Here is a 23357-nt window from a genome sequence, read left to right as displayed (position 1 = left end):
CCTGACAGGCTTCGCCTCGCAAACGGGTGTTTTCGGGCGAAGGTGCTTTCTCCCCATTCATGCGAATGGTCTGTTCAGGTCACCTCATCCGCGCATCTCCCGCTCCCTCACGTTTGGGGGCGGGACGCGCACCTGCGGTCCCGGTCAGCTTCCCCGTGGGCGGCCCGGTGGTGCGCCGGACCATCCCGCTCAGGGTCTGGGCGTATAGAGCGGCGGAACGGGCGCCTCCGCGTCCGCACTGCTGCTGAAATAGACCCACCACACGATCTGCGCCGCAGGGTCGTTCCGGGCCGCGTCGAACGCCATGCCCGTGGAATCCGTCCCCCTGTTGAAGTACCAGGTGTAGACCGGCGTCCAGACGTTCAACTTCGGTGTCGTCCGGGTGGCTCCGCCGCCACCGCCGATTGTGTCGGCCCGGTCGCCCATGCTCAGGCACTCGCTGGCGACATTCGTCTCGGACGCGGTGCTGGCCCCCAGGATCGCCAGTTGCTGCTCAGGCGTGCAGGGCTGTTCGCCGGACAGGCTGAGGGGGACGGCCCCCTCGCCCCGCCGGAGGGGATCGCCGGCCAGACCCACGATCACCCGCAGTGGCTTGCTGAAGTCGTACACGAAGAGTGTGCGCTCCCCCCGGCGGGGCTGGCCCAGTGGCATCGGACCCATCTGGCTGACCACCCGGATCGCCGCGCGTTTCGTGCCGGTCGGCGCAGTGAGCGTGACCGCGCGGAAATCGCCGAGCAGCGCCGATACTTCCCCCGCATTCAGGGGCGACACACCCTGACTGGAAGCCCCCGGAAGGCAGAGAGCGGCGAGGGTCAGCAGGAGACGGGCCCGTGTCATGCGCTGAGCCTACTGCCCGGCACAGGCGCGGCGGGGCGCACATGACGCACGGACAGTGAGGAGGTGGAGGTGGCAGGGGCCTGACCCGCTCCAGCCACCTTAAAGGCCTGGGGGGCCCGTCCAGCACGGGTCGCCCCGTCACCCTGATTGAACGGGGAGCCCCTGAGGTCACACCGCGCACCGCTACACTAGACGACCGGTCTATTTTTATGTAGAGTGCGGGCGTGACTGGCTCAGCATCCCGAACCCAGACCCGTCAGCACCTGCTGGATGTCGGCCGGACCCTCATCCTGCAGCGGGGATACGGTGGCGTGGGCCTCAAGGAACTGCTCGACGAGAGCGGCGTTCCGAAAGGCTCCTTCTACCACTACTTCGACTCGAAGGAAGCCTTCGGCGTCACGCTGCTCGACACGTACTTCGCGGAGTACGAGACGCGCCTGCAGGCCCACTTCGCCCAGCCCACCAGCGCCTTCGACCGCCTGATGCGCTTCTGGCAGGCGTGGCTCGACCACGTCGACGCGGGCGGCATCGCGCACCGCTGCCTCGTCGTGAAACTCGCCGCCGAGATCGCCGACCTCTCGGGCCCCATGCGTGAGGTCGTGCACGCCGGCACCACCCGCCTGATCGAACAGGTCGCGGCCGTCATCACCGAGGGCCAGCGCGACGGCACCGTGAATGCCGCCGTGCCCGCCCTGGCGCTGTCGCGCACCCTGTACGGCCAGTGGATCGGCGCGGCCATCCTCGCCAAGGTGAACCGTACCCCCGCCGCGCTGCAGGACGCGCTCAGCGTCACCCGCCACATGCTCACGCCCCAGGGAGGCACCCCATGAAGATCTTCTACAAGACCCGCGCCACCGCCACCGGCGGCCGTTCCGGCCGCACCGCCCTCGACGACGGCAGCCTCGCCTTCGACCTCGCCGTGCCCGGCAGCAGCAAACAGGGCGCGAACCCCGAACAGCTGTTCGCGCTCGGGTACGCCGCCTGCTTCGACAACGCCATGCAGGGCGTCGCCAGGGAAATGAAACTCCCGGCCTTCGAGTCCAGCACCGCCGCGCAGGTCGGCATCGGCCAGCGCCCCGAGGGCGGCTACGCGCTCGACATCGACCTGGACGTCACCATCAGCGGCCTGGACGAGGCGACCGCGCAGACGCTCGTGGACGCCACGCACCAGGTCTGCCCGTACTCCAACGCCACGCGCGGCAACGTCGACGTCCGCGTGCACGTGAAGGTGGCCTGACATGAAGACCCTCACCTACCACGCCTTCGGTGAACCGCAGGACGTCCTCGCCGTCCACGACGCCCCCACGCCCGAACCTGCCGCCGGACAGGTCCGAATCCGCACGACCCTGTCCGCCATCCACAACCACGACCTGTGGACGGTGCGCGGCACATACGGGTACCGCCCGACCCTGCCCGCCATCGGCGGCACCGAGGCCGTCGGCGTGATCGACGCGGTCGGCGAGGGCGTCGACGCGGCCCTGATCGGCCGCCGCGTGACCACCGCCGCCGGACGCGGCACCTGGGCCGAGGCGTTCCTCGCGCCCGCCGGCGCCGTCATCCCGCTGCCGGACGCCATCACGGACGAGGCCGGCGCGCAGCTGATGGCCATGCCGTTCAGCGCACTGGCGCTGCTCGAAACCCTGAACGTGCAGCCGGGCGACTGGATCATCCAGAACGCCGCGAACGGCGCCGTCGGCCGCACCCTGGCCCTGCTGGGCCGCGCGCGCGGCGTGAACGTCATCAACCTCGTGCGCCGCCAGGACGGCGTGACCGACCTCGCCGCGCAGGGCATCGAGCACACCTTCGCGACCGACAGCGACCACTGGAAGGACGACGTCCGGGCCCTCGTCGGGGAGGCGTCCATCCGCGCGGCCGTCGACTCCATCGGCGGGACGGCGTCCGGCGACCTCGCGCAGCTGCTCGGCATGGACGGCACGCTCGTGTCGTTCGGGTCCATGAAGGGCGAGGCGATGCAGATCTCCTCCGGCGACGTGATCTTCAAACACCTGACCGTCAAGGGCTTCTGGGGCAGCCGCATCATCGGCGACATGACCCCCGAGGAACGCGCCCGCCTGACACGTGAACTGGTCACGCTCGTCGCCAGCGGCGACCTGCCCCTCCCGGTCGGCGGGACGTACGCCCTGGCCGACATCCGCGACGCGGTCACCGCGTCCCTGACGCCCGGCAAGACCGGCAAGATCCTCCTGAAACCCTGACACGCTCCGCACCTGCGGGAGGGGAGAGCCGGAACGATCACCGGCCTCCCCTCCCGCAGGTGCGTTACGCGCCGGGGTCGGTGCTCGCGGCCGGGAGGGTGCAACGTCCCGCCGCACCGTGACCGTGAAGTCCCACCTGCCGTCGGGTCAGGCCGGCCTCCCCACCGACCCACCCGCCGGGGGCGGACAGCGGACGTGCCGGTTGCTACAGTCAGGGCCAACCCATCAGCACACCCTGGACGCATCAACCTGCACCGATGCGGTGCGCCTCTCCCTCATCCTCTCCCCGTTTCCGAGGCCCGAATGCGACTGCTGATCGTCGACGACAATATGGCCGACCAGTACCTGCTGCGCGAAGCCGCCGAGACTTCACCCAGCCCACTGGACCTGACCTTCGCCATGGACGGCCCCCACGCCCTGGCCATCCTGAAGCACCTGACCCAGGAAGCACCCGGCGAGATCCCGCACCTGATCCTGCTCGACATTCACATGCCCGGCCTCAGTGGCCTGGACGTCCTCGAACGCCTCAAGACCGACCCGCAGCTGTGCGCCATCCCGGTCGTGATGCTCACCACCTCCAACCTCCCCCAGGACATCAGCCGGGCGTTCACACTGCGCGCCAACGCGTACATGCAGAAACACCGCGACTTCGTGGCCTTCCAGGACCAGTTCCACAAACTCGTGGACTTCTGGCAGGCCACCCTGTTCCCCGTCGCCTCCTGACCCCTGGCCGGGACGGGTGACGCCCCTGAACGCGTCAGACTGTCCGTCATGACCGCCCTGATCCCATTCGACAACTCCTATGCGCGTGAGCTTCCGGGTTTCTGGGTGTCCTGCAACCCGGAGGCCGCGCCCGCGCCGGAACTGCTGTTCTTCAACCGCGACCTCGCCCTGGCCCTGGGTCTGAACCCGGACGTCCTCGGCGGGCCGGACGGCGCCGCGATCTTCTCCGGGACCCGCGTGCCGGAGGGTGCCGAGCCGCTCGCGCAGGCGTACGCCGGGCATCAGTTCGGCGGCTTCTCGCCGCAACTCGGGGATGGGCGCGCCCTGCTGCTCGGCGAGGTCATCGACCGCCATGGGCAGCGCCGCGACCTGACGCTCAAGGGGTCCGGCCGCACGCCCTTCTCCAGGCGCGGCGACGGCAAGGCGGCGGTCGGCCCCATGCTGCGCGAGGCCCTGATGGGGGAGGCCATGCACGCCCTGGGCATCCCCACCACCCGCGCCCTGGCCGTGACATCCACCGGCGAGACCGTTCAGCGGGAACGACCCCTGCCGGGCGCGGTCCTCACGCGCGTGGCGGCCAGTCACCTGCGGGTCGGGACCTTCGAGTACTTCCGCGCCCGGCGTGACACGGACCGCGTCCGGAGACTGGCCGACTACGCCCTCGCCCGGCACGACCCGGACCTCACCGGAGCGGACGACCGGTACCTCGCCCTGCTGCGGCGGGTGGCACAGCGGCAGGCGACCCTGGTGGCCGGGTGGATGAACGTCGGGTTCATTCACGGCGTGCTGAACACCGACAACGTCGCCCTGTCCGGCGAGACGATCGACTACGGCCCGTGTGCGTTCATGGAGGCGTTCGACCCTGGCGCGGTGTTCAGTTCCATCGACCACGGGGGACGCTACGCGTACGGGAATCAGCCGGCCGTGACCCGCTGGAACCTGGCGCGGCTGGCCGAGACGCTGCTGCCCCTCATCGCCACCGAGGACAGCGAGGCGGCCATGGCACGCGCCGCCGAGCAGGCGACCGAGGTGATCGACGCCTTCCCCGGATGGTTCGCGGCGGCGCTGCTGACCAGACAGCGCGCGAAGCTGGGCCTGACCGGAAACGGCGCGGGCGACCACACGCTCGCCGCGGACTGGCTGACGCTGCTGCAGGAGCAACGGGTGGATTACACCCTCGGGTGGCGACGACTGGCCGACGCGGCCGACGGGAACGAGAACCCGCTGCGGTCCCTGTTCGCCGACCCGCAGGCGCCGGACGCCTGGCTGGCCCGCTGGCGCGCACGCGCGGAAACCGAAGGCGGCTCACCCGCCGACTTGAACGCCAGGGCAACGCGCATGCGCCGCGTGAACCCGGCCGTCATCCCACGCAACCACCGCGTGGAGGAAGCCCTGACCGCCGCGTCCGACCACGGAGACCTCGGACCCTTCCAGCGGCTCATGGCCGCCATCCAGCGACCCTACGACGAGACCCCCGAACAGGCGCCATACCTCGACCCGGCCCCCGCCGCCGTGACCGCCTGCTACCGCACCTACTGCGGCACCTGACCGCCGCAGCCTGAGGGACCAGGGAGACCAGTCCGGACGGGTCTCGAGGGTACCGGATCAGGCCCGCTGCCAGCCGCGCGCCCACGCGACCTCCACCGTCTTCGGCCATGGGCCTCGCCGCTCACCACCGGGCAGCAGGTACGGCAGTTCGTAGATGTTCAGCATGAACTGCATCGGGTACGCGGGCGACTGCGCCACGACGCCCACCACCTGACCGTCCACCCGGAACGTGACGTCCTGCGGCGTCCACTCGGCGCCGTAGACGTGCAGGTCGGCGGGACTGCCAGGAATCAGGACCGAGCGCATGTCCAGCGTCAGCGTGGGGTCGTGGATGGGTTTCACGCCGAAATGCACCCGGAAGGCGTCCGCGCCGCGTTCATGCCCGAACACCTCGCACACGCAGATCTCGCCGGACTGCGCCGGGTGGCGTTCCACGCCGATCATCCAGAACGCGCCCAGATACCCGGGGGGCAGGTCGGCGCGCAGGGCGACCTCGAAGTGGCCGTACTGCGGTGTGTACAACCACGCCTCGGGCTGCGCCTCGGTGACGCGCAGGTCCGGGTGGAAGCGGTGCTGTCCCGCCGGACTGCCGACCGGCCCGGACCAGCACCCGGTCTGAACGCTGGACACACGCAGATCCCCATCGAAGGTGGGATTCCAGGGCTGCTGATCCCCGGTGATCTGCAGGTGGAGTCCAGTGCCCGGAAGGGCGTAGCGGGCAGCGGACGCGGCGCGGCTGGACCACTGCGGCAGGTAGTACGGCAGCCAGCGGTCACGATTCAGTTGCGGGTCGTTGAAGTCGTCCTCGAACGTCTGGACAGACCCGGTCGGCGGGGGAACACGGGACACAGTCCTGATCTTCGCACGACCCTGCGGAACTCCCGGCGCCCATCGCGGTGCCGGACGAAAAGCAAGCGGCTCGGACGCGGAGGGTCGGGGCGGGAGGGCGTACAGATTCCAGTTGTGCGGCCATCCGTCTGGCACCGCGCGGAGTGACCGACTCCACGCCCGGGCCTGATTCGATCATCCACGGCGAAGCACCTCTCCACGTCGAATCCGCACGGACGGACCGGTCATCGCGCGTCCAGCCGGAACGCGTCGCTTCCGTTCACGGCCAGTGAATTCACCTGCCCACTGAAGCCCGGTCCCCGGTTGCTCCCGGCGGGCGCTGCCCTGGCGTGCCGCACGGCCAGATGGCGGATTTCTGTCCCGACATGACGTGTCGGGCTGCCCCACATGCTTCCCCGCGTGACGCCACGGCGGTCACGACGTGCCAGACGCACGGCGCTCTGGTCGGGGAGGCAGGATGAAACGGAAGCTGGTACTGGTTGGACTGGCCGGGTTGCTGCTGTGCTGCAGTGTTCAAGGGCACGGCGCGATGCGGGACGCGGGCCGGATTCTGGCGGAGGGCACGTCCCCACCGACGGGCGGCTGAGCACGAACCATACACTGGGCGGGTGCCGGAAAGAGAGTTCTACACCGTGCTGGAAACGCTGCTGACGGGCAAGACGTGGTCAGCAGCGCGCCCCTACTTCCTCGTCGCGGCGCGGGACCTGCACCGCAGGGCCGACGGGCGCAGGCTGCGGACGCTGCTGGACCGCGTCCCGGCCGATGTTCTGGACGACCCCGCCTGGCAGGAAGTACAGGTCTGGGTCGCGTACCGGTCGGGGGACCGCGAGCTCCTGCAGCGCGTCACCTCCGCGTATCCCGGTCAGTTTCCGGGCTTCGAGGCGCACCTGGGGGCGTGGCACGACCCGTGGCCGCAGGTGCTGGAGCGGGCCGAACGGGCACTCGCCGGGCCTGTCGGTGCCTTCGAGGCGGTGGTTGCCGCCCGGTTCAGGGCGGTCGCCCTGGCTCAGCTCCGCGCCCCGGACTGGGCAGCCGCCTTCCAGCAGGCCCTCCAGCGGCCGCAGTCCGACCGGGACCGGGGGTTGCTGCACCTGGAATTCGGTCATCAGCTGGTCAGCGCCGGGCTGGAAGCCGAGGCGCGCGACGCCTGGGCACAGGCCGCCACACACCTGAAAGGAGACGTGTGGGCACTGACGCAGGCGTACTCGAACCTGGGCATCGCCTGCCTGCGCCTGGACGATCTCCCGGCCGCCGAACGAGCCCTGGGGCGGGCGGTTCAGGTGGCGAACCACCCGGACGCCAGGGGTCAGCTCTCCATCGCGTGGCGCGGACTGGGGGGCCTGTACCTGTGGAGCGGGCAGCTGGCCCGCGCCGCGCACGCCTACCGCCTCGCGGAGGAGAAGGCGGACGACGTACCGCTGACCGTCATGGCCCGGCGTGGCCTGAGCCGCGTGCTGCGCGCGCAGGGTCACCTGGACGAGGCGCTGGAGGTCCTGAGGTCGGCCCTGCATCACGCCAGCGTGCAGGGTGGTGAGCGGCACGCCGCCTTCACCGACCTCGCGGCCGTGCAGGTCCTCATCGGGGATCACAGCGGCGCACGCGACAGCCTCACCCGCGCGCAGCCCAGTGACGTCGCGGAAGGCTGGCGGGCGCAGATCGTGCAGGCCGAACTGGCCCGGCGGGAGAACCAGCCGGACTGGGCCGCGCACCTCACTGGCGTGCCCGCCACGCACCACCTCGTCCGTGAGGAGGCGCGCGTCTACCCCGACACCCTCGCCGCACTCGGGCTGAGTGGCACGGTGCCCGTCTGGCGCATCGACGTGCACCTGGACGGCCCCGTCCGCGTGCAGACCCCGACCGGCGAACTGCCCCTGAAACCGGGAGAAGCGTCCCTGCTCGCCTATCTGCTCATGAACCGGAGGAGTGTCGCCGTGGAGCGCGTCCTGGAAGCCCTCGACCTGGGAAGCGGAGACGTCCGAACGCGGAAACGCCAGCTGAACCGCACCGTCAAGCACCTGCGCGAAGCCCTGGGCTGGCCGGACGCCGTGCGGCACACCCGCGACCTCGTCATCCTCTCCGACGTGCCCGAATGGCACCTGCACGTTCCGGAGAATCCGGCCCGACTGGACCACTTCTGTGAGGGCATTCTCGACCCCTGGGTCACCGACCACCGATCTGACACGATGATGCGCATCTATCCTGCCTGAACCGGACGCGCAAACAACCGACGGTCAGTGCAGCGTCAGACACCACGCACACTGAACCGCATGACCGACACCCCCGAGCGCATCCAGAAATGCTCCCGGCTCTTCCAGATCGCCGCCCTCCTGCGCGAACAACACGCCACTGTGCGCGACATCGCCCGCCACCTCTACCCGACCGCCTCCGTGCACGGCCCCGGCTGGAGCGGCATCGAACGCAGCATCCAACGGGACCTCGACGACCTCGAACTGCTCGAACCGGACTTCACGCGCCTGGGCGGACGCCCACCCCGCTACCGCATCGACACCCACCGCACCCACCTCCACCCCGTCCAGACGCTCGTCCTGCACGCCGCCGCCCGCCTCACCTACCACCGCGCCAGCGGCCAGAAAACCCACCACGCCGCCGCCCTGAACACCCTGACCGGCTGGCTCCCCGAACACCTGCAGCCCATCATGCACCGCAGCCTCCAGGACCTCGGGGAACGCCGCACCCGCACCCGCGAGGACCTCAACCTCGAACACGCCGCCACCGCCTGGCTCGGCGCGCACCCCCTGCGTTTCGAGTACCAGAAACCCGGCGGCAGCGGCGCGTGGCGCACCAACATCATCCACCCCTACCTGATCGAAGCGCACCCGCAGAACCTCGACCTGTACGTCATCGGCCGCGAGGTGACCTTCCACGACGACGTCCGCACCTTCAAACTCTCCCGCATGCGCGGCCTGCAGGTCATCCGCGACGACACATACACCATTCCCGCCACCTTCGACCCCCACGCGTTCTTCCACGCCGCCTGGGGCGTCGTCGGCTCACAGCACACCCCGCCGGAAACCATCCACCTCCGCTTCCGGCAGGACGCGGCGTACCGCATCCTCGAAGGCGGCTACGCCCACCTGAGCGAACCCACCCAGAATGCCGACGGCAGCATCGACGTCACCGTCACCGCACCGGTCGACAGCAGCGGCCTGCCGCGCGAGGTCATCCCGTGGATCCTCAGCTTCGGCCCCCGCGTGAACGTCCTCGGGCCGGACCACATCCGCGCACACTGGCTGAACGAACTGCGCGACGCCGCCACACATGCGACACCAACTGACGCGCCCATGAGGGAAACTCCGGCATGAACTACATGGGACACAGCCCGAGCCGGGAACGGAACGATGGCGTCTGGCAGAGCCTGAAAGCCCATGTCGAGGGGGTGACGACGCTGCTGCGCCAGCACGCCCGGTTCTTCAATCACCCGAACGCCGATCTGGACGCGCAGTGGCTGGGGTTCATGCACGACCTCGGCAAGTACCGCCTGGAATTCCAGCGGCACCGGCTGCAATGGGAACCGATGACCGGGAAGGAAGACAGGACGCTCGCCGTGAAACCCTGCCCGCACAGCGACGCAGGCGCCAAGGCCCTGTATGTCGCGCTAGGCGGTCAACGGCAGCGTAGCGGGGAACTGGCGTTCGCCGTGGCGAATCATCACGGCGCGCTGCGGGACATCGGAGCCCTGACCGGGCGGCTGGACAGCACGACAGAAGAGGAGGTCGACGACTTGCTGGACGCTGCCTGCCAGGACATTCCCACCTTCGAGGCCCTGTTTCAGACGCCGCCGCAGCTCACTGGCCTGACGGGCGCGGCCCGCACCCTGTACACACGGATGCTGCTGGGCGCGCTGGTGGACGCAGACCGTCTGGACACCGAGGAGCACGGCAGCCCCAGCCGGGCGCAGGCACGCAAGGACGCGCACGCCGCGCAGGGCAGCATGGCGCAGCTTCTGGCGAAATTGACCGGGCATCAAGCGAAATTGGCTGCGCTGGACGCCGCGAGCCCCAAACTCATCAACGCGCTGCGGCGGGACATGTACACGCAGGCGCTGGGAAAAGCGGACCTCCCGCCCGGGTTCTTCCGCTTGACCATGCCGACCGGGGGCGGGAAAACCCTGACCTCGCTGGGGTTCGCGCTGAGGCACGCCGCGCACCACGCCGCTACGGACGAAAACCCAGGGATGCGCCGGGTGATCTACGGGGTACCGTTCACCACCATCATCGAGCAGACCGCGCAGGAGTTCCGGGCCGTGCTGGGCGACATCAACGTGCTGGAGCACCACAGCAACCTGGAATTTAAGGAGAAGCTCGAAACGGACGCTCCGCAAGCGCCTGACCCGTTGCGTCTCGCCACCGAGAACTGGGACGCGCCCGTGATCGTCACGACCACCGTGCAACTGTTTCAGGAGACGCTGTTCGGGAACCGCACCGCACAACTGCGCAAACTGCACAACGTCGCCGGAAGCGTGATCGTGCTGGACGAGGCGCAGAGCCTGCCCACCCACCGCCTGACCCCCATCCTGGAGGCACTGCGGGAACTGGTGGCCCACTACCACGTGAGCGTCGTGTTCTGCACGGCCACGCAGCCCGCGCTGGACGACTTTCCCAGCCAGCAGTCCGCCGTGGAACTCATCGACAACCCCGCGCATTACTTCCGCGAGTTACAGCGCGTGGACTACGACCTGAGTCGCGTGAACGACCCCGTCAGCGCCGCCGCCCTGGGCGCGGAACTCCGGCAGGACGAGAACGAGCGCGTGCTATGCATCGTGAACACCAAGAAACTCGCGCACGAGGTCTACCAGGCCCTCGGGGACGCGCCGCACCACTTCCACCTGTCCACGAACATGTGCCCGCACCACCGCCGCGAAGTGCTGAAAGTCATCCGGGAGCGCCTGCAAAACAAGCAGCCGTGCCGCGTGATCGCCACGCAGCTCATCGAGGCGGGCGTGGACGTGGACTTCCCCCGCGTGTACCGCGCACTGGGGCCGCTGGAAGCCATCGTGCAGGCCGCCGGGCGCTGCAACCGCGAGGGGAAACTGCAGGACGACGGCGGAAACCACGTGCGCGGCCTCGTCACCGTGTTCCGCCCCGAGGAGCACAAGCTCCCGCCCGGCGACTACCGCGTCCGCACCGACCTGGCGAACAAGTACCTGAGCGAACAGAGCGACCTGCACGCGCCGGGCACCTTCACCCCGTACTTCCGGGAACTGTTCCTGCACGTCGAAACAGACCAGAAGATCAGGCTGGACAGCGGCCACCACGCCACGATCGCGCAACTTCAGGACGAGATGGACTTCGAGACGGTCGCCCGCAAATTCCAGATGATCGAGGACAACACCGTGCCCGTCATCGTCCGCCAGTACGCCCCGGACGAGATCAACGAGCTGCTGCGCCGCATCCTGAACGCCCGCGAGTCCTGGCAGGTCCGGGACGACTGGCGCAAGTTACAGCGGTACACCGTGCAGGTCCTGCGCCGAGACATTCAGATCCTTGACCTGCACGTCGTGTCCGAACTGAAGGCCCGCGCCGAGCGCCTCGGCACGGAACCGCCCGAACTCTACGAGTGGCCCACCAAGTACCGCTACGACCCGAAATTCGGCCTGGACACCGGCGGCATGGACGCCCTGGTGTACTGAGCCGCGCTGTCCAGCAAGGAGGAACCATGTGTTGAAACTCAAGGTATGGAGTGACTTCGCCTGCTTTACCCGCCCGGAGAACAAGGTGGAGCGCGTCAGTTACGACGTGATGACGCCATCGGCGGCGCGGGGCGTGCTGGAGGCGATTTTCTGGAAGCCGGAATTCCAGTGGCAGGTGCGTGAAATTCACGTTCTGAAGGAGGTGCGGCGGCACAGCATCCTGCGGAACGAGGTGAACACCCTGGCGAGTGCGAAGGCGGCGCAGAAGTGGGCGAAGGACGGCGGGGGCTTCGACGCCGAGGACGACCGCGCCCAGCGCAACGCCCTGATCCTGCGGGACGTGGCCTACGTGATCTGCGCGGACATCGTGCTCAGGCCGCACACGACTGACCCCCTGGCGAAGTACACGGAGATGTTCCAGCGCCGCGTGGAGAAAGGACAGGCGTTCCACCAGCCGTACCTGGGCACGCGGGAGTTCACGGCGTTCTTCAGTCCGCCGGAGGCCACGGACACGCCCGCGAACGTCGTGCGGCAACTGGGCGGCGAGTACGCCGAACGGGCGGGCGAACTGGACCTGGGGCCGATGCTCTTCGACCTGCGTTTCGAGGAGGTCAGGAAGGGCCGCGTGAAGTACCGCGCTCACGGTGAGGGCGGGCCGCGCTGGGTGCAGGGGAACGCGCAGCCCGTGTTCTTCGACGCGAAGTTACGCCACGGGGGAGTGCTGCACGTGCCCGCCGAACTGTACGCGCCCACGGGGGGTGGTGGCGCGTGATCCTGAAGGAACTCGTCGCCTACGCCGACCGCCTGGAACGCGAGGGCAAGGCGCTGCCGTTCATGTACGCGCCGCAGAGCATCAAGTGGCTGGTGGACATCCGACAGGATGGAACGTTCCGCAGCGTCACATCCACTTACGCCGAGTCGAACAGCAAGAAGAAGACGGCGAAGGTGTTCAACGCGCCTAACGTGGTGCGCGGCGTGGACATCAAGCCCAAGATTCTGGCGGACAAGGCCGAGTTCGTGTTCGGCCTGGGCGACGGGAATCAGGAGCGGCTGGCCAGGCAGCGCGAGGCGTTCCTGCAACTGGTGCGGGACTGCGCCGCACAGACCGGGCGGGACGACGTGCGGGCCGTGGCGACGTGGCTGTCGGGCCTTGACCCGCAGGCGTTTCACGCGGAGCACCTGGCCAAGTACGACGATTACACCAGCGCGGACCAGTTCGCATTCATGGTGGACGGGAACGTGCTGATTCACCTGCCGGAAGTTCAGGCGTTCTGGGCCAAGGTCTGCACGCCCACCGAGGAGGACGCCTTCGTCGCGCAGAGCCTCATCAGTGGCGACACCGGCCCCACCATGTCCATTGAACCCGTGAAGATCAAGGGCATTTTCGGCGGGCAGACGGCGGGTATGAACTACATCAGCGCGAACGCTTCGGCCTTCGAGTCGTACGGGCTGCGAAGTTCCGCCATTGCGCCCGTGACCTTCGACGAGGCGCGCAAATACGCCACTGCCATGAACACGCTCCTGGCCGACTGGAACACCAGCCTCAGCGTGGGCGGCGTGACCTACGCCTTCTGGACGTCGGAGGGCGGCATCCCGCCCGTCGGCCCGGTGCTGAGAGACCCGGAAGCAGTCGAGCAGACAGTAAAGAGGGGCCGACTGGCCAGCATCACCGCTCCGCCGAAGGCCGTGCAGGCCGACCCTGCCGAGTTCCGGGACGCATTGCAGAGCATCTTCGAGCCGCCCGGCGTGAAGATCAGCAATGAGGCGGCGTTTTTCAGCCTGGGGATGACCCCCAGCGGGAGCCGCATCGCCGTCCGCACGCACCTGAAAAGCACGGTGGGCGCGACCACGCAGCGCCTCGCACAGTACTTCGCGCGGCAGGACATGGCCCCCATGACCGAGGAGCACGTCGGGAAGCTGTACGGCCTGTACGTCCTGATCGGCGCGATGTACCGCGACCCGAAAAAGGAGAAGACGGAAGCGGACACGGACGCGCTGGTGCGCTTCGCGCTGGCCGGTGGCCCGCTCCCCCATTCATTCCTGCAACGCCTCGCGGCCCGCAACCGCGCCGAAAAGGCCGTCACGCGCCCCCGCGCCGCCCTGACGAAGATGGTCCTCCTATCGCGCGCAAAGGAGTTTCAAATGGATGAACACAAGGACTTGACGCACCTGGACGACAGCTACCCCAGCGCGGCGTACCACCTGGGCCGCCTGCTGGCCGTGTTGGACGACATTCAACACGCCGTCATGAGGGCGAACACCACGCTGGTGGACCGCTTCTACGGCTCCATGAGCACCACGCCATACGCCGTGATGGGCCGCCTGATTCAGGGCTCGCAGGCACACCTGCAGAAACTGCGCAAGGAGAACAAATTCCGTCACGACGAGAAGCAGGACCTGCTGCAAAGCGTGATGGTGAAGTTGCAGCCCCGCGACGTGCCGCAACGCCCCCTGACCATCAAGGAGCAGGCGCTGTTCAGCCTGGGTTTCTATCACCAGAAAGCCGCCCTGGCCGAACAGATGCGTGAACGCCAGAAGGCCGCGCACGACCGGAAACTCCAACAGGCCTCCAGCGACCCCACCACCCCGGAAGGAGACAAAGACCATGACTGAAGCCCACCTGAACCCCACCGTGCTCAACCCGGAAGTCCGCCATGAATTCGTCCTGCTGTTTGACGTGACGAACGGCAACCCGAACGGCGACCCGGACGCCGGAAACCTGCCCCGCATCGACCCGGAAAGCGGACACGGTCTGGTCACGGACGTCGCCCTGAAACGCAAGGTCAGGAACTACGTGGACGCCCTGCGCGGCCAGGAGGAACGCTTCAAGATTTACGTGCAGCAGGGTGCGATCCTGAACAACCAGCACGGCCGGGCGTACACGGCGCTGGGCAAGGACCCGAAAAAGGACAAAACCCAGAAGGACATCAGCGCGGCGCGGCAGTGGATGTGCGACAACTTCTTCGACGTGCGGACCTTCGGCGCCGTCATGAGCACGGAGGTGAACGCCGGGCAGGTGCGCGGCCCCGTGCAGTTCACGTTCGCCCGCAGCCAGGACCCGATTCTCGGCCTGGATTTCGCGATCACCCGCGTAGCCCTCACGAACCCCGACAAGAAACAGGACGCGACCGACGAAACCGCCCGTAGTGGCACGATGGGCCGCAAGGCTTTTGTCCCCTACGGCCTTTACATGGCCCATGGGTTTTACGTGCCGACCTTCGCCGCCGACACGGGCTTTGGCGCTGAAGACCTGAAGGTGCTGTGGCAGGCGCTGGAGAACATGTGGGACCTGGACCGCAGCGCCAGTCGAGGCCTGACCGCCTGCCGGGGCCTCTACGTGTTCAGCCACGACAGCAAACTCGGCAACGCGCCCGCTCACAAGCTGCTGGGGCGCATCACCTTGAAGCGCACGAACAATGAACTGGCCCCGCGAGAATTCAAGGATTACGACGTGCAGGTGGACGACGCGAACCTGCCGCAAGGCGTGACCCTGACCCGCCTCGTGGAAGGCTGAACTCATGACCTTCGGCCGGGCGCACGTTGCGGTGCGTCTGGCCTATTTCTTTCCCGGGAGGACGGGAATGGACGACCCGATCAACCTTTCCATGCTGCAGCACTACGCTTTCTGCCCGCGACAGGCGGCCATCAACCTACTGGAACAGACGTTCGGGGAGAACACTTTCGTGACGCGCGGCAACCAGACGCACGAACGCGTTCACGCAGGGGGGAACGAGGAACGGAAGGGTGTGAGAACCTTGCGGGCCCTCACGCTGTACTCGCTTAAACTCGGCATCACCGGGAAATCCGACGTCATCGAGGTCCTTCCAGACGGCACCCACCGCCCCGTCGAGTACAAGTCGGGCCGCGCGAAACCCCGCCTCGCGGACGAGGTGCAACTGTGCGCACAGGCCCTGTGCCTGGAGGAGATGTTCGGCCAGCCCATGTCCGAGGGCTTCATCTACCACGCTGCGAGCCACAAGCGCCGGGTGGTGGACTTCACGCCTGAACTGCGACAGGCCGTGCTGGACGCCCGCGACGGCGTACGTGCCCTGCTGCGTGATCGCATGTTACCCCCACCTGCCGCCGATGACCGCTGCCGCCTGTGCAGCCTGTTCGACGAGTGTGAACCCTTCGCACCCCGCGCCTTCCCGCCCGGCTACGACCCGTTCAGCACCACCCTGGAGGACCGGTGAGGCAACTCCTGAACACCCTGTACGTGCAGACGCAGGGCAGCTACCTGCACCTCGACACCGACAACATCCGCGTGGACGTGGACCGCCAGCGCAAAGCGATGATTCCCCTGCATCACGTCGAGGGAATCGTCGTGTTCGGGAACGTGCTGCTCTCCCCGTACCTGATTCACCGCCTGGCCCGCGACCACAAGCCCGTCACGTGGCTCACGGAATTCGGGCGGTTCATGGCCCGCACCGAAACGCCCGTCAGCGGGAACGTCCTGCTGCGGACCGCGCAGCACGCCGCCGCGTGCGACCCCGCCCGCACGCTGGCCGTGGCGCGCTTCGTAGCTGCCGGGAAACTGCAGAACCAGAAGACCACCCTGATGCGCGCTGCCCGCGAAGCGCAGGACAACGACCCGGACCTGCTCCGGCAGGCCGCCAGGGACATCAACGCCCAGATCGGCGCGCTCCCCCTGACCGGCACCGTCGACGAGGTCCGAGGTGTCGAGGGAGCCGCTGCCCGCACGTACTGGGAAGTCTTTCCGCTGATGCTGCGAGCGAACCGGGACTTCTTCTGGTTGACGGAACGCACCCGCCGCCCCGCCCGCGACCCCATCAACTCCCTTCTAAACTTCGTGTACACCGTCCTCGCCAACGACTGCGCCAGCGCCGCCCAGAGCGTCGGCCTCGATCCGCAGGTGGGATTCCTGCACGCCCTGCGCCCCGGACGGGCCAGCCTCGCACTGGACCTGATGGAGGAACTGCGACCCGCTACCGCCGACCGCGCCATCCTGACCCTCATCAACCGCCAGCAGCTCACGCCCCGCGACTTCCAGCAGCACGAAGGGGGGGCCGTGACCATCACCGAAGACGCCCGGCGCACGATCCTCGCGCACCTCACGGACCGCCGGAAGGAGGAAGTCACGCACCCGCTGACCGCCCGCAAGACCCCGCTGGGCCTGATCCCGCACGTACAGGCCCGCCTGCTGGCGCAGCACCTGCGTGGGGACCGCGCCCACTACCCGCCGTACCTGCACCGATGATTGACCTGCTCGTCTGCTACGACGTCGCCACGACCACCGAAGGCGGTCGGCGACGACTGCGCCGCGTGGCGAAAGTCTGCGTCGCGCACGGACAACGCGTGCAGAACAGCGTGTTCGAAGTGAGCGTGAGCGACACGCAACTGCTGACCCTCCGGCAGAAACTACTGGACATCCTGGACCCGACGGAGGACAGCATCCGCATCTACCGCCTGCGGCAACCTCGCGACAGCTTCGTCGAAGCATATGGCCGGGACCGGTACGTGAACTTCCACGACCCCCTGATCCTGTAAGCGCGAACCCCTCGCACACACGAAAACCCCTGGGGGTTCGCGCAGAGGAAAAAGTCCGTGCAGGACGCGATTCATGAAAATCTGTCCGAAAGAAATGGGAGTACGCCGTGGACTTCCGGTCGAGGTTCGCGCAAACTGGAGTGGGGACACCGTCTGGGACGCACTCCGACGACAACCTGATTCGGCCTGCCTTCGGGTGGGCCGTGGATTGAAACAGCAGCGGCCTCGCCTTCTGATCTGGATGCAGCATGATTCGGCCTGCCTTCGGGTGGGCCGTGGATTGAAACCAGTGCCCAGCACGAATTCACCGACGGGAACGGCCTGGATTCGGCCTGCCTTCGGGTGGGCCGTGGATTGAAACTCGCTGACAGCGCGTTTGCGGCTGACGTGGCGGGATTCGGCCTGCCTTCGGGTGGGCCGTGGATTGAAACGCTGGCTGGGGTCGCTTGCGGTTCAGGATGCCTTGGATTCGGCCTGCCTTCGGGTGGGCCGTGGATTGAAACATCGCGGAACTGAACAGCGGTCTGAAGGAGTGGGAGATTCGGCCTGCCTTCGGGTGGGCCGTGGATTGAAACCGGCGCAACTCAGCGCGACGTGGGACGCAGGCAGGATTCGGCCTGCCTTCGGGTGGGCCGTGGATTGAAACTGAACGTCGGCACGCACGGGCGCCTGATCATCCGGGATTCGGCCTGCCTTCGGGTGGGCCGTGGATTGAAACACCTGCCCACCCTGCTGAACTGGCTGGATGCCCAGGATTCGGCCTGCCTTCGGGTGGGCCGTGGATTGAAACCTGAGTACGAGCGGGAGTGAGAACATCGCGCGGGGATTCGGCCTGCCTTCGGGTGGGCCGTGGATTGAAACCCATCAGCCCCGGCTCCGGACCTGTTGCGCCCTGCGGGATTCGGCCTGCCTTCGGGTGGGCCGTGGATTGAAACTGCGGCATGGTTCGCTAAAGGTTGTACACTCGCCGATTCGGCCTGCCTTCGGGTGGGCCGTGGATTGAAACCAGGGTACATGATCTGAGGTTCGCTGTGCAGTCAGATTCGGCCTGCCTTCGGGTGGGCCGTGGATTGAAACAGGCCGAGGTTAGCGACCGCCGCGCTACCCGCCGCGATTCGGCCTGCCTTCGGGTGGGCCGTGGATTGAAACACGGACAGTACGCAGTGGTACGTGGTGTATGGCGGGGATTCGGCCTGCCTTCGGGTGGGCCGTGGATTGAAACTGCGCGCCCGTCGCGTGGACGCTCTGCGGGACGTGAGATTCGGCCTGCCTTCGGGTGGGCCGTGGATTGAAACGCAGTGGCACGGGCGCGCGGGCGAGCACCATGCCGGATTCGGCCTGCCTTCGGGTGGGCCGTGGATTGAAACCGCTCTTGAGGGCGTCGGTGACGACGTGGTCCCCGGATTCGGCCTGCCTTCGGGTGGGCCGTGGATTGAAACCCTCGCGCTGCTCCGGGGTGAGGTTGCGGCGGGTGAGGTCGGGATTCGGCCTGCCTTCGGGTGGGCCGTGGATTGAAACTCCTGACCGTCGCGCCCACCGCGTGGGGCCAGAGCGATTCGGCCTGCCTTCGGGTGGGCCGTGGATTGAAACTGATCGCCGAGCTGCGTGCGCAGGCCGAGACGCGATTCGGCCTGCCTTCGGGTGGGCCGTGGATTGAAACCAGGAGCGATAGGCCCGAGCAACGTCGAGGCGGAGATTCGGCCTGCCTTCGGGTGGGCCGTGGATTGAAACCTCCGGACACTGCGCGTGGACGGGGGACGCCCCGATTCGGCCTGCCTTCGGGTGGGCCGTGGATTGAAACCGACCACGCCGGGCGTGTACCGCATCGTGGCGGGATTCGGCCTGCCTTCGGGTGGGCCGTGGATTGAAACGGACGAGCGCAGCGCCGCGCAGGCCCTCGCCGGATTCGGCCTGCCTTCGGGTGGGCCGTGGATTGAAACTGACTGAGCTGCAAGAGATTTTCGCGCAGCTGGGGGGATTCGGCCTGCCTTCGGGTGGGCCGTGGATTGAAACAGGCCGTTGACCCCGCCGTTGATGCCGAGCGTCACGCGATTCGGCCTGCCTTCGGGTGGGCCGTGGATTGAAACAGCGGCGTTCGATGCCGTACCCTGCCGCGATGATGGATTCGGCCTGCCTTCGGGTGGGCCGTGGATTGAAACACCTGGAAGGACATGGAGGACGCCCACGTCGGCAGGATTCGGCCTGCCTTCGGGTGGGCCGTGGATTGAAACGGCAGATCGCGGAGGATGGCAGCAAGTACGGCGTGATTCGGCCTGCCTTCGGGTGGGCCGTGGATTGAAACACCGCCCGCACCTGCCGGACATTGTCACCAGCTAGATTCGGCCTGCCTTCGGGTGGGCCGTGGATTGAAACACGTCGCGGGGCAGGTTGCTGCGGCGTCTACGGGGATTCGGCCTGCCTTCGGGTGGGCCGTGGATTGAAACAGCGGCGTTCGATGCCGTACCCTGCCGCGATGATGGATTCGGCCTGCCTTCGGGTGGGCCGTGGATTGAAACACCTGGAAGGACATGGAGGACGCCCACGTCGGCAGGATTCGGCCTGCCTTCGGGTGGGCCGTGGATTGAAACGGCAGATCGCGGAGGATGGCAGCAAGTACGGCGTGATTCGGCCTGCCTTCGGGTGGGCCGTGGATTGAAACACCGCCCGCACCTGCCGGACATTGTCACCAGCTAGATTCGGCCTGCCTTCGGGTGGGCCGTGGATTGAAACACGTCGCGGGGCAGGTTGCTGCGGCGTCTACGGGGATTCGGCCTGCCTTCGGGTGGGCCGTGGATTGAAACATCTGCAGCACCACATGAGTTTTTCCGTCGCACTCGGATTCGGCCTGCCTTCGGGTGGGCCGTGGATTGAAACATTTAATTCCTGAATGTTATAGATTGTGACCTGATTCGGCCTGCCTTCGGGTGGGCCGTGGATTGAAACCGGACAGCGCTGTCGACCACGTGCTTGGACACGGGATTCGGCCTGCCTTCGGGTGGGCCGTGGATTGAAACTGCATGACCATGTGATGTACCTGCATGGCACCCGGATTCGGCCTGCCTTCGGGTGGGCCGTGGATTGAAACCGGCACCTGCAGACGCGCGCCGACGACCTCCCCGGATTCGGCCTGCCTTCGGGTGGGCCGTGGATTGAAACACGGCTGGGACGCTCGTGCAGCGGGTGCCGGGCGGATTCGGCCTGCCTTCGGGTGGGCCGTGGATTGAAACCCGCCAGCATCAGGCGCAGGTTGCCCGGCCCGTGATGATTCGGCCTGCCTTCGGGTGGGCCGTGGATTGAAACGGTTGATGCTCGCACCGACGCGCTGCACGATCTCGATTCGGCCTGCCTTCGGGTGGGCCGTGGATTGAAACCGACCTGTCCAGTGCTCGACGCGCCAGCGCAGGCGATTCGGCCTGCCTTCGGGTGGGCCGTGGATTGAAACAGCATGCGGATCATCGCGGCTTCCCGCGCGGCCTTGATTCGGCCTGCCTTCGGGTGGGCCGTGGATTGAAACCGCTGTCGCGCCGCTTCACGATCTCTTCCATGGGGATTCGGCCTGCCTTCGGGTGGGCCGTGGATTGAAACAATGAGGGTGAGGTGAATCGCGTCCAGTTCATCAACGATTCGGCCTGCCTTCGGGTGGGCCGTGGATTGAAACGAGCGCATGGGCGCATCGCCACTCAAGCAGGTGAGGATTCGGCCTGCCTTCGGGTGGGCCGTGGATTGAAACCGAACAAAGCAGCACGCCGCGCCCTGGATGAGTAGATTCGGCCTGCCTTCGGGTGGGCCGTGGATTGAAACCAGTACGCGCCCGCCACGAAGGCGGACACGTCGTAGATTCGGCCTGCCTTCGGGTGGGCCGTGGATTGAAACACGACGGGGAGGGGCGCCACCGCCAGACATTCACGATTCGGCCTGCCTTCGGGTGGGCCGTGGAATGAAACTCGATGTAGTGGGTGGTGTGGGGTTCGTTGATGCGATTCGGCCTGCCTTCGGGTGGGCCGTGGATTGAAACGGCTGAACGCGGAATTCAGGGTCGGGCGTGGCGAGTGATTCGGCCTGCCTTCGGGTGGGCCGTGGATTGAAACCGGCGAGTACACGTTCCGGCTGCGTGAGGGGCTGGATTCGGCCTGCCTTCGGGTGGGCCGTGGAATGAAACTCGATGTAGTGGGTGGTGTGGGGTTCGTTGATGCGATTCGGCCTGCCTTCGGGTGGGCCGTGGATTGAAACGGCTGAACGCGGAATTCAGGGTCGGGCGTGGCGAGTGATTCGGCCTGCCTTCGGGTGGGCCGTGGATTGAAACCGGCGAGTACACGTTCCGGCTGCGTGAGGGGCTGGATTCGGCCTGCCTTCGGGTGGGCCGTGGATTGAAGCTCTGTGAGGTGCGTGTCGGTCAGCGGAATGACCCGGTCGTTCTGCTTGCCACTCGATGGTGGTCAGTTGATGGTCGTGGGGCGCGTCATGGGGTCGGCACGGCGGCGGGTTGGAAGGTGAGGGTCCGCGCCACGTGGTCTCGCCCCGCGCGCATCCGGGCCTGCAACTCGCTGGCGTCAGGCGCGCCGATCACGACGTGTCCGGCCGAGTCGCCACTGAAACCCCGCGCCCAGCCCGTCTCTCCCGGCGCGATGCCCAGTTCGTACGCCTGGACGCCCGGCAGTCCCCCCAGGTCCGGGACAGTCAGGCACACGCCCTCCTGCGGGGGGAATAGCATCCACCCGCACACCTGCTTGGGTTGCGCGCGGCGCAGCTCGGCGAGGGCCTGCGCTTCGTCCACGAGGCCCGCCTGCAGTCGGCACTGCCATTCGTTCAGGTTCGGTCCGCCCGCCAGGGCCAGCGTCTCGTTGACCCGGCCGCCGCCCGTGCGGCACGCAACCTCGCACAGGGACAGCGTGCCGTCCGCCGCGGCGAACACCTCCGCGTGGAACGTGTGCCCGTGCGGCAGTTCGAGGGCGGCGCAGACGGCCCGCGCGTAGGCCTGGAGCGGTTCGAACAGGGGATCGTCCCGGTCCAGCATGGCGCTCCCGACCACCTCGTCCCGCGTGAACGATCCGAGTTCCAGTCCGGGCGTGAGGTACTTGCTCGGCCAGCTCCACGCGACCTCCTGCCCGACGGCGACACCGTCGACGTGATACAGCTCACCGGTGTGGAAGGTCTCCACGCACAGGTCGGACACGTATTCCGCGTAGGGGACGCGCGGCGCGAACCCGGTTTCGAGTACGTCCGTGAGGGTGGCCCGGTCGCTGATCTTGCGCCCGAACACCGAGCCGGAACTCGTGCGGGGCTTCACGAACACCGGCAGGTCATGCTGCGCGACGAAGTCCAGCAGGTCGAGCGGGTGATGGAGGGCCGCGCCCGCGTGCGCCGGGAGGCCCGCCGCCTGCACGGCCGCGCGGGCGAGGACCTTGTCGCGGAATCGCGTGGCGTTCGCCACGGACTGCCCCGGTAACCCCCAGCGTTCCCGGAGTCGGGCGGCGCGGATCACGTCGTCCTCGCCGAACGCGAGGACACGGGTGATCGGGCGGGTGGCGTGCAGCGCGTCCAGGTCGGCGTACACGTTGCCGTTGTTCAGGTAGTTGCCGTAGGCGCGGACGAACCCGAAGGCCGGATCGGCCTGCAGCGCCGTGAGGGCGTCGTCGGTGACGCTGTCACGGTCGAGGACGAGACTCAGCGCGCTGGTGGGAACGTCACGCAGCCAGCGGGGGAAGTCGAAACCGGTGGGGTCGTGCAGGGTCAGCAGCAGGATGTGCGGGTCGGGCATGCTCGCCTGTTGTAGCGCAGGTCAGGGCCGGTCGTGGCGCATGTCGTGCATGAGGAGGCGCTGTTCCTGTTCGGTCACCCAGGCGAGGGGCACGCCGGACAGGAACGCGGTGACGGGCTGCCCTGCCGTCAGGGTGGACTGCACGTCACTGGTCCAGTCGGCGGTGGGGTCGAGCTGGTACGCGCCGCCGAGGGACTCGACGCTGCCGTCCCAGCCGAGCGAGACGCGCAGCTGGCGGATGACGCGGGAGACGCGTTGCGCCGCCGCC

The 23357-nt window shown here is 67.7% G+C and carries 17 protein-coding genes, 1 pseudogene and 1 CRISPR repeat array; of the genes and pseudogenes, 14 read left to right on the top strand and 4 right to left on the bottom strand.

Going from position 1 to position 23357, the window contains the following annotated elements; all coding sequences use genetic code 11:
* Positions 1-189 precede the first annotated feature (189 nt).
* Positions 190-771, bottom strand: a complete 582-nt coding sequence (locus EXW95_RS19020; RefSeq protein ID WP_174369088.1) for a hypothetical protein — start codon at positions 769-771, stop codon at positions 190-192.
* Positions 772-1061: 290 nt separating this feature from the next.
* On the opposite strand from EXW95_RS19020, the gene EXW95_RS19015 reads away from it, so the two are divergent.
* The 5 genes from EXW95_RS19015 to EXW95_RS18995 all read left to right on the top strand — a co-directional run bounded on the left by EXW95_RS19015 (position 1062) and on the right by EXW95_RS18995 (position 5324).
* Entirely contained in the window at positions 1062-1667 is a 606-nt protein-coding gene (locus tag EXW95_RS19015) for a TetR/AcrR family transcriptional regulator (RefSeq protein ID WP_174369087.1), read from the top strand.
* Positions 1664-2074, top strand: coding sequence for an organic hydroperoxide resistance protein (locus EXW95_RS19010; protein WP_174369086.1), 411 nt, complete (start codon positions 1664-1666; stop codon positions 2072-2074). The genes EXW95_RS19015 and EXW95_RS19010 overlap by 4 nt, the downstream gene beginning before the upstream one ends.
* Position 2075: 1 nt before the next feature.
* Entirely contained in the window at positions 2076-3053 is a 978-nt protein-coding gene (locus EXW95_RS19005; RefSeq protein WP_174369085.1) for a zinc-binding dehydrogenase, read from the top strand.
* A gap of 303 nt (positions 3054-3356) precedes the next feature.
* Entirely contained in the window at positions 3357-3776 is a 420-nt protein-coding gene (locus EXW95_RS19000; RefSeq protein WP_174369084.1) for a response regulator, read from the top strand.
* Between the two features lie 48 nt (positions 3777-3824).
* Positions 3825-5324 (top strand): YdiU family protein, encoded by a 1500-nt coding sequence (locus EXW95_RS18995; protein ID WP_174369083.1) that lies wholly within the window; start codon positions 3825-3827, stop codon positions 5322-5324.
* 57 nt (positions 5325-5381) lie between these two features.
* Here EXW95_RS18995 and EXW95_RS21435 read toward each other — a convergent pair whose 3' ends face one another.
* A complete protein-coding gene (locus tag EXW95_RS21435; RefSeq protein ID WP_174369082.1) occupies positions 5382-6173 on the bottom strand; it encodes a glycoside hydrolase family 16 protein in 792 nt (263 codons plus the stop codon).
* A 608-nt stretch (positions 6174-6781) separates the two neighbouring features.
* Between EXW95_RS21435 and EXW95_RS18985 the strand changes: the two genes are divergently transcribed.
* The 9 genes from EXW95_RS18985 to cas2 all read left to right on the top strand — a co-directional run bounded on the left by EXW95_RS18985 (position 6782) and on the right by cas2 (position 17331).
* A complete protein-coding gene (locus EXW95_RS18985; RefSeq protein ID WP_174369081.1) occupies positions 6782-8380 on the top strand; it encodes a tetratricopeptide repeat protein in 1599 nt (532 codons plus the stop codon).
* Positions 8381-8440: 60 nt separating this feature from the next.
* Entirely contained in the window at positions 8441-9496 is a 1056-nt protein-coding gene (locus EXW95_RS18980; RefSeq protein WP_174369080.1) for a YafY family protein, read from the top strand.
* Positions 9493-11823 carry a CRISPR-associated helicase Cas3' gene (gene cas3, locus EXW95_RS18975; RefSeq protein WP_174369079.1) on the top strand — a complete coding sequence of 777 codons (2331 nt, stop codon included), beginning with the start codon at positions 9493-9495 and terminating at the stop codon, positions 11821-11823. The genes EXW95_RS18980 and cas3 overlap by 4 nt, the downstream gene beginning before the upstream one ends.
* A gap of 28 nt (positions 11824-11851) precedes the next feature.
* On the top strand, positions 11852-12595 hold the full coding sequence (cas5c, locus tag EXW95_RS18970; RefSeq protein WP_174369078.1) for a type I-C CRISPR-associated protein Cas5c: 744 nt from the start codon (positions 11852-11854) through the stop codon (positions 12593-12595).
* The gene (cas8c, locus tag EXW95_RS18965; protein ID WP_174369077.1) at positions 12592-14436 is read left to right on the top strand and encodes a type I-C CRISPR-associated protein Cas8c/Csd1; all 1845 of its coding nucleotides are present in this window, start codon (positions 12592-12594) and stop codon (positions 14434-14436) included. Before cas5c ends, cas8c begins: the two co-directional genes overlap by 4 nt.
* A complete protein-coding gene (cas7c, locus tag EXW95_RS18960; RefSeq protein WP_174369076.1) occupies positions 14429-15337 on the top strand; it encodes a type I-C CRISPR-associated protein Cas7/Csd2 in 909 nt (302 codons plus the stop codon). The genes cas8c and cas7c overlap by 8 nt, the downstream gene beginning before the upstream one ends.
* A gap of 67 nt (positions 15338-15404) precedes the next feature.
* Positions 15405-16016: a CRISPR-associated protein Cas4 gene (gene cas4, locus EXW95_RS18955; RefSeq protein ID WP_174369075.1), complete on the top strand. Its 612-nt coding sequence runs from the start codon at positions 15405-15407 to the stop codon at positions 16014-16016.
* Positions 16013-17041, top strand: coding sequence for a type I-C CRISPR-associated endonuclease Cas1c (gene cas1c / locus EXW95_RS18950; protein WP_174369074.1), 1029 nt, complete (start codon positions 16013-16015; stop codon positions 17039-17041). Before cas4 ends, cas1c begins: the two co-directional genes overlap by 4 nt.
* Complete coding sequence (gene cas2 / locus EXW95_RS18945) at positions 17038-17331, top strand: CRISPR-associated endonuclease Cas2 (RefSeq protein ID WP_174369073.1); 294 nt, start codon at positions 17038-17040, stop codon at positions 17329-17331. The genes cas1c and cas2 overlap by 4 nt, the downstream gene beginning before the upstream one ends.
* Positions 17332-17509: 178 nt before the next feature.
* Positions 17510-21703: a CRISPR direct-repeat array (repeat unit 35 nt; unit sequence GATTCGGCCTGCCTTCGGGTGGGCCGTGGATTGAA).
* A gap of 87 nt (positions 21704-21790) precedes the next feature.
* Here cas2 and EXW95_RS18940 read toward each other — a convergent pair.
* Entirely contained in the window at positions 21791-23089 is a 1299-nt protein-coding gene (locus tag EXW95_RS18940; RefSeq protein ID WP_174369072.1) for a hypothetical protein, read from the bottom strand.
* A gap of 21 nt (positions 23090-23110) precedes the next feature.
* Positions 23111-23357: pseudogene (locus tag EXW95_RS18935) on the bottom strand (hypothetical protein); the annotation flags it as partial.

Origin of the sequence: Deinococcus sp. JMULE3 (assembly GCF_013337115.1) — a bacterium.
In the GTDB taxonomy this organism is placed as follows: domain Bacteria; phylum Deinococcota; class Deinococci; order Deinococcales; family Deinococcaceae; genus Deinococcus.
This window is presented reverse-complemented; position numbering and strand designations above follow the sequence as displayed.

What these genes read in the sequence shown, in the direction of transcription:
- EXW95_RS19000 (WP_174369084.1), top strand. Translation starts at nt 3,357, where the DNA reads ATGCGACTGCTGATCGTCGACGACAATATGGCCGACCAGTACCTGCTG.
- cas2 (WP_174369073.1), top strand. Translation starts at nt 17,038, where the DNA reads ATGATTGACCTGCTCGTCTGCTACGACGTCGCCACGACCACCGAAGGC.
- EXW95_RS18940 (WP_174369072.1), bottom strand. Translation starts at nt 23,089, where the DNA reads ATGCCCGACCCGCACATCCTGCTGCTGACCCTGCACGACCCCACCGGT.
- EXW95_RS19005 (WP_174369085.1), top strand. Translation starts at nt 2,076, where the DNA reads ATGAAGACCCTCACCTACCACGCCTTCGGTGAACCGCAGGACGTCCTC.
- EXW95_RS18980 (WP_174369080.1), top strand. Translation starts at nt 8,441, where the DNA reads ATGACCGACACCCCCGAGCGCATCCAGAAATGCTCCCGGCTCTTCCAG.
- EXW95_RS19010 (WP_174369086.1), top strand. Translation starts at nt 1,664, where the DNA reads ATGAAGATCTTCTACAAGACCCGCGCCACCGCCACCGGCGGCCGTTCC.
- cas7c (WP_174369076.1), top strand. Translation starts at nt 14,429, where the DNA reads ATGACTGAAGCCCACCTGAACCCCACCGTGCTCAACCCGGAAGTCCGC.
- EXW95_RS18995 (WP_174369083.1), top strand. Translation starts at nt 3,825, where the DNA reads ATGACCGCCCTGATCCCATTCGACAACTCCTATGCGCGTGAGCTTCCG.
- cas4 (WP_174369075.1), top strand. Translation starts at nt 15,405, where the DNA reads ATGGACGACCCGATCAACCTTTCCATGCTGCAGCACTACGCTTTCTGC.
- cas3 (WP_174369079.1), top strand. Translation starts at nt 9,493, where the DNA reads ATGAACTACATGGGACACAGCCCGAGCCGGGAACGGAACGATGGCGTC.